This window comes from Pseudomonas fluorescens (genome assembly GCF_902497875.1).
In the GTDB taxonomy this organism is placed as follows: domain Bacteria; phylum Pseudomonadota; class Gammaproteobacteria; order Pseudomonadales; family Pseudomonadaceae; genus Aquipseudomonas; species Aquipseudomonas fluorescens_BR.
Genome location: NZ_CABVHY010000050.1, coordinates 1 through 11,472 on the forward strand (window position 1 = coordinate 1; position 11,472 = coordinate 11,472).

Here is an 11,472-nt window from a genome sequence, read left to right on the forward strand (position 1 = left end):
GGTGATGGGCTGCCTGAATCTGGTGTACATCGCCAAGGCGATGTCCGTTGAGGAAGCAGCTCGCCGCTACTTGCCGGCGATGCGCGGCGTGGTGGAAAAAATCCAGGCTCAATTGGGGTAGATTGCCTGCGGCTGACGCCCTGTAGGAGCCGCCGGGCGGCGTTCCGACGATGGCGGCCTGGCAGCCGGCCTGTCTCTCGCGGATGTACCCAGATCCAATGTGGGAGCGGCGGTGCGGCGATCCGACTTGCTCGCGATGGCGGCCTGGCAGCCGACCTATCTCTCACTGGTGTACATATCCATTTCTGCGGTAACGGCCACTAATGGTTTCGCTTTTACAGCGACTCCCTTTGGCAAACGCCGGAGTGCCGGCCCAGCCCAAAGGAAGCAAAGGTCTCGCCCCGAGCGTACGGCACCTCGCTAAGGCTCGGTGTTCCCTCGCTCCGGTGTCCATCAGGGGGCGCCGCAATGCGGCGGAGTCAGCTGCGCTGACGGCGCTACGCGCCACCCCCCTGATGAACGCCTCCACTCGGCCTGCCGAAGGGGCGGGTAGATCAAGATCAAAAGCCAAGCAAAAGCCAAGCAAAAGCCAACGCAAAAGCGAGGCGGCCTACCGGCCGGCCTGTCTCTCACGAATGTACCCAAAATCACTGTAGGAGCAGCCGGGCGGCGTTCCGTTTGCTCGCGATGGACATTAACGATAACGCGGGTTTTCTGAATAAACGCGCCGCCCTTGAGTCTATCGCGAGCAATGCTCCTACAACAACGGAGACCTCTTTTCCATAACTGCTCGGCTCTTGGGCGCACGCAGCCAGTTGGCCCTATCAGCGCCTTTGGGTTTCTCGTGCTGGACAGCAATGCTGAACCAGCCATCATCATTGATCATCACGCCCTTCGTATCGGATCCACTGTGCAGGTATTGCAACCAACCATACGAAAAACGAGTTCCGAGTATTGGCTGACCACCTCATCAATACCGAGCTTGCCTTCGGGGCGGAACCAGGAGCAGACGTGGGTGAGCATGTTGAAGAGTATGTGGCTGAGCACCTTCGGCTCATCGCAATGGAACACGCCCTCGGCTCTGCCTTGTTCGAGGATCGCCTGTAGTTCCCCCAGGTAAGCCCGGCGAGCCTGTCGGACGGTCTCAAGCTCGCCGTCGTCGAGGCTCCTGAGCTCCATGTTGCCGAGCACACCCTGTTCCTTCCTGAGCAGGTGGTAGCTGACATGGAAGGCGACGAAGGCCTGCAGCGTTGCATCGGCCTTGGCATTGCGGGGTTTGCAATGCTTCCAGGCGAGGGCGAGTTGTTCCAGGTAGTCGAGCACCAGGGTCAGCAGCAGTTCCTTCTTGCCCTTGTAGTAAAGGTAGAGGGTGCCTGGGTTGACGCCTGCCTGGGTGGCCAGTTGGCGCAGGCTCATCGATTCGTAGCCGATTTTCGAGATCAGTAATATGGCCGCCTCGCGAATGGCTTGTTCGGTCCAATGAGCATTCTTCAGCGCTTTATCGGGCATGGTCAGGTTGCTGCCTTGACGGGGCGCAGGAGCTCGAGGTTGAAGTGTCCGAGCGCTAGCCGGCTGTGATTGGGACGCCATCACGCATTCGCCGGCGTAGGGTGTACTGGCTCGTCGAAGCCATGGAATGAGGCAAAACCCGCCACCGGTTCGCGTGGTGTCTCCAGGTTGTTTTCCGGTGCATTGCAGTCTTCATGTCCCAGGGCGATCCCGCAAACCAGTATGTCGTTGTCCGCGACGGGCAGATGTTGGCGGATGACCTGGTGGTACCAGGCAAATGCCGCCTGAGCGCAGGTGTGCAGGCCCTGGCCGCGGGCGGCGAGCATGATGTTCTGGATGAACATGCCCAGATCCATGAAGCTGCCAGTGTTAAGCCTGCGATCGAGGCTGATCAGCAGGCCGACCGGGGCGTCGAAGAATTGGTAGTTGCGCAGCATCTGCTGGTGGCGAGCGAGCGTGTCGTCGCGTTCGATGCCGAGCGCTTCATACAGGTCGAAGCCGACGGCTCGGCGGCGTCCCTGGTAGGGTTCGAACCAGTTGTCCGGGTAATACGGGTACTCGGCGTTGTGCTGTTCAGCCTGGGTTGTCGCAGCGACAAGCAGATCGGCGCACAGCGCCTGCTTGGCTTGGCCGCTCACTACATGGACATGCCAGGGCTGTACGTTGTTGCCGCTGGGGGCGCGTGCGGCCAGGTCCAGTATGTGCTTGATCACGTGCCGGGGCACGCTCAGGGGCAGGAAACGGCGAACGGATTTACGTGAGCGGATGGCGGCATCGATATGCATGAGGCGGATCTCCGGAAGTCAAAATGGGGGCGGGCACTGTGCTCGCGCCTGGAGGGTTACCAGAACTTGAAGGTGTAGCCGACGATCAGGCGGTTTTCGTCGATGTCGGTGGTGTGGCTGCCGCGATAGGCAACATTACGCAGCCGCAGGCTGACGTTTTTCAAAGGTCCGCTCTGTACCACGTAGCCGATATCAACATCGCGTTCCCACTCCTTGGCGTTAAAACCTGCGATTTCAAAGTTGTCGCCTGACACATAGCGTGTCATCAGGCTCAGCCCCGGGACACCGACCACCACAAAATCGAAGTCGTAGCGAACCTGCCAGGAGTCTTCTCGGGCGCGCAGGAAATGGTGGTAGGTCACGGTGTTGAATGCCCAGGGGTCGGTACCGCCGCCAATGAAGGGCATGCCAGTGTCGCCGCTCTGGTTCTGGTAGCTGGTGCCGAGGGCATGACCTTTATAGAACAGGGTGAACATAGCCCCCAGGTTGCGGTTGTCGACGTTAGTGCGGCCTTCATTCTCACTCTGGAAATAACGGACTTCGGACTTCAGGTTTAATCCTTCAGCCAATGGCAGGGTGTGAATGAGATTGCCGTAGTGCTGGTTGTAATTGTCCTGCAACTCGGCAAAAAAGTAGGTAGTGGTCAGGTTCGGCAACAGTGCGTAAGTAGCACCTGCATAGTTGAAACGATCACTGGCTACGCCGCCCCTTGAACCATCGGCAAACAGGGTCATGTCTTCATAGTCGGTCGAGTTACGCAGACGGGTGGCGCGGAACTGGCCGCCGGTTAACGTCAGTTTCTCGATGTCGTTGGAGACAATCTGCGCACCTTGAAACGTCTGTGGTAACAGGCGGGTGTCGTTGCGAAACGCGACAGGCAATGTGGGTGCATGCGTGCCGACGGTCAGTACGCTGCTGGCCATTTTGGCTTTAGCCGTAGCACCGACAAAACCAAAGTCGTCTGAAACGTCACCGTCACGCTGCACTTGCAAGGCGCCTGCACCGCTGGTCCCACGGCCGGAATCCAGTTTCAAGCCGAGCAGTCCGAGCGCATCCACGCCAAAGCCTACCGTGCCTTCGGTAAAGCCTGAGTTGTAACGCAACATAAAGCCTTGGCCCCATTCTTCAGCCTTGTGGTGTGCCGTGCCCGGATTATCGCGAAAATCACGGTTGATGTAGAAGTTGCGGGCTTCAAGTGTCAGGTGGCTGTCGTCGTTGAATTCGGCAACCGCCTGCTGCGCGACAATAGTGCCAACGACAGCGAGTGCGATGGACAGCGTTTTGGAATGGTCAAGCATGGTTGGACCTCTTGTTTTTATTGTGAACAGCCAGCTATTGCGTTTAAGGAGGTGCTGTCTTACTGAACGGCGAGCATTTTTCCGGGACGAGTCATCCCCTGAAGCGAACGTTAAAATTCGCTTTTTTTGTTATGCGTAATCAGTCGCTGAAGGTTATTCAGGTGAGCTCGGCGTAACCTCTGATGCGGATTCTGCCTCTTTCATTGGTGAGTAGAAGTTCAGGTGACTGGGTGGCTGTTTGATAGAGCCGAGGCTGAGCTGGACGGAAAACGGGAAAAACTCAACGCCATGCCGCGACCCGCACGTTTCCAGGGCGATCATGTGACCAAACATCGCCGAAATCTGGAACGAGCGAACTGACGGCGGTGAAGCCATTGAACTTACCGCAGGGCGCGGAGGCAGGAAGGGAAGAGGTGTTGAGCCTGCTAGTCCTCCTGTTTGTCCGGCGACCCGTTGCCAAGGGCGACCTTGGCCAAATCGACATGCAACTTGGTAAGAAAATGCAGCAGGCTGACACTGTCGTCGAAACTGAAGCCTTTCAACGCCTGCTGGTAAAACTGGTAAATCCTTTCCTGCAGCGACTCCCAGAACGCCTTGCCGGTGTCCGTCAGTTGCACCAGACGCGCGCGCCCGTCGTCGGGGTGCGGTACGCGCACCACATGGTTGTCGCGCTCCATGCGCTTGAGCACGCCGTCCAGACTCTGCCGGCTGACCACCAGGTACTCGGTCAACTGGTTGAACGAGATGCCTCCCTCGTAACCTTCGCGGGACAGGGCACCGAGCACCGCCCACTGCACGGTGCTGATGCCCATCTCGTTCTGCACTTGCCGTTGCAGGGTATTTCCCGTCTGGAACAGCCTGAAGAACAGGCGGTTGGGTATTCCCCTGGTGTTATTGCTGGTCATTGCGATTCCTTGTCGGGCCGGTCCGGCGCTGGTGTTTATGACAACACCCTGCCTGCCGGAGCAGACAAGGCGTCACTTGGGAACGAATTCCCGTGCGATGATATTTTTCATGATCTGGGCGGTGCCGTCACCGATTTGCAGGCCGAGCACATCGCGCAGGCGCTGGGCAAATGGCAGGTCCTCGCCGTAGCCGGTATGACCGTGGGCCAGCAAACACTGCTTGACCACGTCGAAAGCGAGCTTTGGCCCCCACCATTTGTTCATTGCCGCCTCGGCATTGTGTGGCAACTTGTTGTCCTTTAGCCACAACGCGTAGTAGCACTGCAGGCGGGCGGCATGCACATAGGTCTGCAATTCGGCCAGCGGATGGGTCAGGCCCTGGAAGGTCGAGAGATTCTGGCCGAAGGCCTGGCGTTCGGTCAGCCACTGCCAGGTCTCGTCCAGTGACTGCTGGGCCAGCGCCAGGCATTGCAGGCCGATCAACGCCCGACTGTAGTCGAAGCCCTGCATCACTTGCTTGAAGCCCTTGCCCTCGTCTCCCAGGCGGTGGCTGATGGGTACTTCGACATTGTCGAAGAAGATTGAACCGCGGCCGATGGCGCGCTCGCCGGCATCCTCGAAACGAGTGGTGCTGATTCCCGGCAAGTCCATCGGCACCAAAAAGGCACTGATGCCGTTGGCGCGCGACTCCTGAGTGCCGGTGCGGGCAAAGACCACCGCAACGTCAGACTGATCGGCCATGGAGATGGAGGTCTTCTCGCCGTTCAGGATATAGACGTCGCCTTTTTGCTCGGCTTTCAGGCGCAGGCTGGCGGCGTCGGAACCGCCGCTGGGTTCGGTCAGGGCAATGCAGACGATCTTCTGCCCGGCGGTGATCGCGCTCAGCCACTCCTTGGCCAGTTCCGGGGAGGCGTGCTGGGCGATGATCTGGCCATTGAGCGAGGTCAGCAGCGGGATATAGCCGACGTTGAAATCACCCTTGGCGATTTCCTCGATGATGATCCCGGCGGTGATGCAGTCCAGGCCGCTGCCGCCGAATTCTTCCGGCAGTTCGCCGCCAAGCAGGCCCATTTCGCCCATTTGCAGGATGACCGACCGCTCGATACAGCCGTCGCGATCGCGCTGGCGGTAGCCGGGGGCGAGCACGTCGGCGCTGAAGCGGGCGACGCTTTCTCGAATGGCGTTCTGTTGTTCATTGAATGCGAAGTTCATCTCTCTCTCTCTCTCCGAGCCAGGGCTAGGGTCTGCGCCGGCAGCAGCGGGACTGCCGGCAGCGGGATCACTTGTAGAACTTGCGGAACTCCGGCTTGCGTTTCTCTTTGAACGCAGCGGTCCCTTCCTTGGCTTCATCGGTGTCGTAGTACAGGCTCAGTGCCTGCATTCCCAGCGCGCCGATGCCGGCGATGTTGGCGCTGTCGGCGTTGAACGAGCGCTTGGCAATGGACAGGGCGGTCGGACTCTTCTCGAGGATCTCGTCGCACCATTTCTGTACTTCAGCATCCAGTTCTTCATGGGGCACTACGGCGTTGACCAGACCCCAATCGTAGGCTTGCTGAGCGCTGTATTTGCGGCACAGGTACCAGATCTCACGGGCGCGTTTTTCGCCGATGATGCGACCCAGGTAGGCCGTGCCGAAACCCGGATCAACCGAGCCGACTTTCGGGCCGACCTGGCCGAAGATGGCCTTGTCGGAAGCGATGCTCAGGTCGCAGACCACGTGCAGTACATGACCGCCACCGATGGCGAAGCCGTTGACCCGGGCGATCACCGGCTTGGGTACTTCGCGGATCAGGCCCTGCAATTCCTCTACCGGTAGACCGATCAGGCCGCGGCCGTCGTACTGACCTTCATGGGCGCCCTGATCACCGCCGGTGCAGAAGGCTTTATCGCCAGCGCCGGTGAACACGATGACGCCGACTTCCTTGTTCCAGCCCGCGCGGTTGAAGGCGTGGATCAGCTCCATGCAGGTCTGGCCGCGGAAGGCGTTGTAGCGATCCGGACGGTTGATGGTGATGGTCGCAACACCCTCGACTTCGGTGTATAGAATGTCTTCGTAAATCATGGAAGTTCTCCTGGTTAGCCGGCCATGGTCAGGCCGCCGGACACGGAAATAACCTGCCCGGTGATGAAGTTGGCGTCGTCGCTGGCGAGCAGAGCGATGATGCCCGGGTAGTCTTCCGGCTGGCCGAGGCGGCGCATCGGAACGGCGTTCTTGAAGGCTTCCATCAGCTTCTCCGGGTTGCTCGAGGTCGCCGCTACGCTTTTCAGCAGGGCGGTATCGGTCGGGCCCGGGCAGACCACATTGAAGTTGATGTTCTTGGTTGCCAGTTCGCGCGCCAGGGTCTTGGACAGACCCACCAGGCCTGCCTTGCAGGCGGCGTACACGGCTTCGCCAGAGGAACCGACGCGAGCGGCGTCGGAAGCCACATTGATGACCTTGCCACCACCGGCTTCAAGCATCTTCGGCAGGACGACGTGGTGCATGTTCAGCGCACCGGTCAGGTTGATCGAGATCAACTGTTGCCACATGGCCGGCTCAGTCTTGAGGAAGGGCATGAAGCGGTCGAAGCCGGCGTTGTTAACCAGTACCGTCGGTACGCCAAGGTCGTTTTCGATGGCTGCCACGGTCTCGACGATGGCGGCGTAATCGGTGATGTCGGCGGCGTAGGCTTTAGCCTTGCCATCGGCTTGTGTAATCAGATCGACGGTGGTCTGGGCGGCGGCGCCGTCACGATCCAGCACCGCAACCAGGCAGCCTTCAGCGGCAAAGCGCTGACATACGGCACGACCAATGCCGCCGCCACCACCGGTGATGATTACGGTTTTTCCAGTAAGACCTTTCATGCAGCAGTCCTCATAGTGTTTTAATTGAATTGCCAGTCATCAGCGCTTGGCTGAGTCCAGGCGGATATCCGCGGCCTGTTCGCGCAGTTTGAATTTCTGGATCTTTCCGGAAGGGGTGCGCGGCAAGGCCGGCAGCACTTCCAGGTATTCGGGCAGGTAGTTTTTGGTCAGGCGCTGTTGGAGGAGGAAGCTCACCACTTCCTCCAGGCTCAGGCTGGAGTAACCGTCATGCAGGGTCACATAGGCGCACAGGCGCTCGCCCAGGCGTGGATCCGGGCAGCCAACCAGCGCCACGGCGCAAATCGCCGGGTGCTTGTAGAGCAGGTTCTCGATCTCCACCACGGGGATGTTCTCGCCGCCGCGGATCACCACATCCTTGGTGCGTCCGGTGATGCGGATGTAGCCCTGTTCGTCCATGCGTGCCAGGTCGCCGGTGGCAAACCAGCCATGGTCATCCACGCCATAAAGTTCGGGACGCTTGAGATAGCCGACGAACACGCTGGCGCCGCGCATCAACAAGTTGTCTTCTGTGCCGCGGGGCACTTCATTGCCGTGCTCGTCGGCGACCATCACCTGGGTAAATGGCAGGGCCAGTCCGTCGGTATGAATGGCGCGCTCGGCATCGTCGTGCAAGCGGGTCATGGTCACCGCGCCGCTCTCGGTCATGCCCCAGGCAGAAATGACCTTGGCATTGACTGCAGTACTGGCTTTTTCCACCAGGGCGCTGGGGATAGGGGCCCCGGCGGCAACAAAAATACGCAGCGATGACAGTTCTTCGCGGTGCTCGGGGGCAATATCGATCAGATCGGCCAGGAACGGGGTCGAGGCCATGGTGAAGGTCGGCCGCTCGGCGTTGATCACCTTGACCGCGAAGCGCGCGTCCCAGATGTCTTGCAGAACCGCCGTGCTCTTCAGGTAAATCGGCATCATCAGGCCGTAGAGGAAACCTGTCTGGTGCGCGATTGGCGAAGCCATGAAAACGATATCGTCAGGGCCCAGCTGCAAGCGTTCGGCATAGGGACGTACGTTGCTGAACAGGGTGTTGGAGGTGTGCAGTACACCCTTCGGCTCACCGGTAGTGCCGGAGGTGTATAGCAGCTGCACCACATCGTCACCAGCCAGGCGGCGTTCGGCAAACAACGCCTGGGTGTCGACCTCTTCCTCCCAGGCGCGTTGCAGCAGGACTTGCTCGAAGCAGTTATTGCTGTGGTCGCCACCAATCACCAACACGTGCGCAAGATCGGGCAGTTCGTTGCGCATCCCCTGCACCATCGCCGGGTAATCGAAGCCACGGAAGCTGTGCGGGATCACCAGTACCCGGCTCTGTGCGTGACCGAGCATGAAGGCCAGCTCGCGCTCACGGAAAATCGGCATCAGCGGGTTGAGGATGGCACCGATACGCACACAAGCCAGGTGCAGAGCAGTTACCTGCCACCAGTTGGGCAACTGGCAGGACACCACATCGGACTTGTTGACGCCCAGTGCGGCCAAACCTGCAGCCATACGGGTAACCAGGCCATCCAGTTCGCGGTAGCTGAGGACGCGGCGTTCATCCTCGCTCACCCGATAGGCAATCAGCGCTGCCGAGTCGGGAACGCTGGATACCGCTTGATCGAGATAATCTGTAATGATCTTGTCATTCCATGCGCCTGACTCAAGCATGGCGGAACGTCGCTCTGGCTGCATGTTCGTCTTTATAGTCATTGTTAGCACCAGCTATACGGAGGTTTGTTATTATTTCCGGCGAAAGCTTTGGCTTTCCGATGGAGCTGAAGATACTCGCTCATTTTTTATTATGTCAACATGTTGTCTTTAATTTTTTATGTGGATAGACTCGATCTCAAGTGTTCGCAGCCGTGCGGCGGATTCGATTCATGCGGCGTGCCGCAGTCAAACAGCGATGGTGAATGTCATGCCCTACGACAATATTCTGGTGGAGCGTCATGAGAGCGTCGGTCTGATCCGACTCAATCGACCCGCGATGCACAATGCGTTGAGTGACGCGCTAATGAGTGAACTGGGCGAGGCGCTGCGTGCCTTCGAACGCGACGACGGCATTCGTGCCATGGTGATTACCGGTAACGAAAAGGTCTTCGCCGCGGGTGCCGATATCGTCGAGTTGCAGTTCAAGGGGTTCGCCGACGTCTATCTGGACAACTTCGTGACGGCCAACTGGGAGGAGGTGACTCGCTGCCGCAAGCCGGTGATCGCCGCAGTGTCCGGGCTGGCTCTGGGTGGTGGTTGCGAGCTGGCGATGATGTGCGACCTGATCATTGCCGCCGACAACGCCCGTTTTGGTCAGCCGGAAGTGAAAATCGGCACGCTGCCGGGCGCCGGTGGTACCCAGCGCCTGGCTCGCGCGGTGGGCAAGGCCAAAGCCATGGATATGTGCCTGACCGGACGCATGATCGACGCGGCGGAAGCCGAACGTAGTGGGCTGGTCAGCCGCGTGGTGCCGGCGGCGAGCCTGCTCGACGAAGCACTGCAGATCGCCCGGCAGATAGCCGAGCAATCGTCGATGGCGGTCAAACTCAATAAAGAAGCGGTCAATCGCGCCTTCGAAACCAGCTTGGCCGAGGGCGTGCATTTCGAGCGGCGCCTGCTGCACGCATGCTTCGCCAGCGAAGATCAAAAGGAAGGCATGCAGGCCTTCGTGCAAAAGCGAAAACCCCTCTGGAAACACCGTTAAGCGTTTTTTTACCCGGCCAAAACAACAATAAAAGCAGGCAAAAGCCTGCAGGAGTCACCCGATGTCTTCTCCCGTGCAGTGGTCCCGTGAAGGGGTGATAGCTGTTGTGCGCATCGATAATCCGCCGGTCAATGCCCTTGGCCAGAGCGTGCGCGCGCACCTGCTGGCAGCGTTCAATGCCGCCGAGCAGGATCCCGAGGTCAAGCTGGTGCTGCTGTATTGCGCGGGTAGAACCTTTATTGCCGGTGCCGATATCCGCGAGTTTGGCAAACCGCCGCAAGCGCCGATCCTGCCGGACGTGACCCGATCCCTGGAAAGCTTCAACAAGCCGTCGCTGGCGGTGCTGCATGGCTCGGTGTTGGGCGGCGGTCTTGAAGTGGCGCTGGCCTGTCATTACCGCATCATTCAGGACACCGCGAAAGTCGGACTGCCAGAGGTCAAGCTCGGTTTGTTGCCGGGTGCCGGTGGTACCCAGCGTTTGCCGCGCCTGGCCGGTGTGGCACGGGCACTGGAGATGATCGTGGGCGGAGAGCCGATCAGCGCGCTCGAGGCCATGCGTAGCGGCATCGTCGATGAACTGTATGACGGTGAGCCGTTGGCCGCCGGCCTGGCTTACGCCGCGCAGTTACTGGCGCAAGGCGCGCAGCCGCGACGGAGTGGCCAGGCCAGGGTGCCAGCGGCTGTCGGCAGCAGCAATGCCGAACTGCTGATGGCCAAGCGCGCAGAGGTGCAACGTAGCCAGCCCGGTTTGTTCTCGCCGCTGCGCTGTATTGCCGCAATCGAAGCGGCGACCGCGCTGCCACTGAGCGAAGGTCTGCAGCGCGAGCGTGCGCTGTTTCTGGAGTGTATGGAGTCGCCGCAGCGCGCCGCGCTGATCCACACATTTTTCGCTGAGCGTCAGGCGGCTAAAGTCGTCGATCGTGATGCGTCGGTTACCGTCGGCAATCGCATGGCCTTGCACTATATCCGCGAGGCCGAGTTGCTGGTGGAGGAGGGGGCCAGTGTGGCGCAGGTGGACGCTGCGTTGCGTGAGTTCGGCATGGCGACGAGCCCCTTCGCCCTGCTCGAGAGGTCCGGCCTGAAGCTCGACGCGGTGGTTGGCGAACCGTCACTCGCGGTCAAGCTCGAGAGCGCTCCACAGCGCCTCTGGCAGCGACCGATCTACGCGTTGATTAACGAAGGCGCGCGGATTCTCGAAGAGGACATCGCCCAACGCGCCAGTGACATCGATGTGATTTTCCTGACGGGTTATGGCTTCCCGGCCCATCGTGGCGGGCCGATGTTTCTGGCCGATCAGATCGGCCTGCCAGCCGTACTGCAGCAACTCCGTGAGTTTCATCAGCAGCACGGCGAGCATTGGAAACCGGCTCCTCTGCTGGAACGCCTGGTCGCCGAAGGCAAGACTTTCGCCGAGCAGGATCAGCAAGGCTGAACAGGCCGCT

11 protein-coding genes are annotated in these 11,472 nt (G+C 59.9%); 2 read left to right on the forward strand and 9 right to left on the reverse strand.

Going from position 1 to position 11,472, the window contains the following annotated elements:
* Window positions 1-757: 757 nt before the first annotated feature.
* The 9 genes from F8N85_RS35945 to F8N85_RS31465 all read right to left on the reverse strand — a co-directional run bounded on the left by F8N85_RS35945 (window position 758) and on the right by F8N85_RS31465 (window position 9,045).
* Window positions 758-886: a DUF1214 domain-containing protein gene (locus tag F8N85_RS35945; protein ID WP_150807322.1), complete on the reverse strand. Its 129-nt coding sequence runs from the start codon at window positions 884-886 to the stop codon at window positions 758-760.
* Window positions 886-1,509, reverse strand: a complete 624-nt coding sequence (locus F8N85_RS31430) for a TetR/AcrR family transcriptional regulator (RefSeq protein ID WP_191636304.1) — start codon at window positions 1,507-1,509, stop codon at window positions 886-888. Before F8N85_RS31430 ends, F8N85_RS35945 begins: the two co-directional genes overlap by 1 nt.
* 80 nt (window positions 1,510-1,589) lie before the next feature.
* Window positions 1,590-2,294, reverse strand: coding sequence for a nitroreductase (locus F8N85_RS31435; protein ID WP_150807324.1), 705 nt, complete (start codon window positions 2,292-2,294; stop codon window positions 1,590-1,592).
* A gap of 56 nt (window positions 2,295-2,350) precedes the next feature.
* Window positions 2,351-3,592 (reverse strand): OprD family porin, encoded by a 1,242-nt coding sequence (locus F8N85_RS31440; protein ID WP_150807325.1) that lies wholly within the window; start codon window positions 3,590-3,592, stop codon window positions 2,351-2,353.
* A 425-nt stretch (window positions 3,593-4,017) separates the two neighbouring features.
* Window positions 4,018-4,497, reverse strand: coding sequence for a MarR family winged helix-turn-helix transcriptional regulator (locus F8N85_RS31445; protein WP_150807326.1), 480 nt, complete (start codon window positions 4,495-4,497; stop codon window positions 4,018-4,020).
* A 72-nt stretch (window positions 4,498-4,569) separates the two neighbouring features.
* Window positions 4,570-5,709, reverse strand: a complete 1,140-nt coding sequence (gene aliB / locus F8N85_RS31450) for a cyclohexanecarboxyl-CoA dehydrogenase (protein WP_150807327.1) — start codon at window positions 5,707-5,709, stop codon at window positions 4,570-4,572.
* A 67-nt stretch (window positions 5,710-5,776) separates the two neighbouring features.
* On the reverse strand, window positions 5,777-6,559 hold the full coding sequence (locus F8N85_RS31455) for an enoyl-CoA hydratase-related protein (protein ID WP_150807328.1): 783 nt from the start codon (window positions 6,557-6,559) through the stop codon (window positions 5,777-5,779).
* Between the two features lie 14 nt (window positions 6,560-6,573).
* Window positions 6,574-7,341, reverse strand: coding sequence for an SDR family NAD(P)-dependent oxidoreductase (locus F8N85_RS31460; protein ID WP_150807329.1), 768 nt, complete (start codon window positions 7,339-7,341; stop codon window positions 6,574-6,576).
* 39 nt (window positions 7,342-7,380) lie between these two features.
* A complete protein-coding gene (locus tag F8N85_RS31465; protein ID WP_191636305.1) occupies window positions 7,381-9,045 on the reverse strand; it encodes an AMP-binding protein in 1,665 nt (554 codons plus the stop codon).
* 208 nt (window positions 9,046-9,253) lie between these two features.
* Here F8N85_RS31465 and F8N85_RS31470 point away from each other — a divergent pair, with 208 nt between their 5' ends.
* The gene (locus tag F8N85_RS31470) at window positions 9,254-10,030 is read left to right on the forward strand and encodes an enoyl-CoA hydratase (protein WP_150807330.1); all 777 of its coding nucleotides are present in this window, start codon (window positions 9,254-9,256) and stop codon (window positions 10,028-10,030) included.
* Window positions 10,031-10,091: 61 nt separating this feature from the next.
* Window positions 10,092-11,462 (forward strand): enoyl-CoA hydratase/isomerase family protein, encoded by a 1,371-nt coding sequence (locus tag F8N85_RS31475; protein WP_150807331.1) that lies wholly within the window; start codon window positions 10,092-10,094, stop codon window positions 11,460-11,462.
* Window positions 11,463-11,472: the final 10 nt, after the last annotated feature.

Bases quoted from the DNA above. Each gene is read 5' to 3' on its own strand.
- F8N85_RS35945 (WP_150807322.1), bottom strand. From the start codon at position 886: ATGATCAATGATGATGGCTGGTTCAGCATTGCTGTCCAGCACGAGAAA.
- F8N85_RS31430 (WP_191636304.1), bottom strand. From the start codon at position 1,509: ATGCCCGATAAAGCGCTGAAGAATGCTCATTGGACCGAACAAGCCATT.
- F8N85_RS31435 (WP_150807324.1), bottom strand. From the start codon at position 2,294: ATGCATATCGATGCCGCCATCCGCTCACGTAAATCCGTTCGCCGTTTC.
- F8N85_RS31440 (WP_150807325.1), bottom strand. From the start codon at position 3,592: ATGCTTGACCATTCCAAAACGCTGTCCATCGCACTCGCTGTCGTTGGC.
- F8N85_RS31445 (WP_150807326.1), bottom strand. From the start codon at position 4,497: ATGACCAGCAATAACACCAGGGGAATACCCAACCGCCTGTTCTTCAGG.
- aliB (WP_150807327.1), bottom strand. From the start codon at position 5,709: ATGAACTTCGCATTCAATGAACAACAGAACGCCATTCGAGAAAGCGTC.
- F8N85_RS31455 (WP_150807328.1), bottom strand. From the start codon at position 6,559: ATGATTTACGAAGACATTCTATACACCGAAGTCGAGGGTGTTGCGACC.
- F8N85_RS31460 (WP_150807329.1), bottom strand. From the start codon at position 7,341: ATGAAAGGTCTTACTGGAAAAACCGTAATCATCACCGGTGGTGGCGGC.
- F8N85_RS31465 (WP_191636305.1), bottom strand. From the start codon at position 9,045: ATGACTATAAAGACGAACATGCAGCCAGAGCGACGTTCCGCCATGCTT.
- F8N85_RS31470 (WP_150807330.1), top strand. From the start codon at position 9,254: ATGCCCTACGACAATATTCTGGTGGAGCGTCATGAGAGCGTCGGTCTG.
- F8N85_RS31475 (WP_150807331.1), top strand. From the start codon at position 10,092: ATGTCTTCTCCCGTGCAGTGGTCCCGTGAAGGGGTGATAGCTGTTGTG.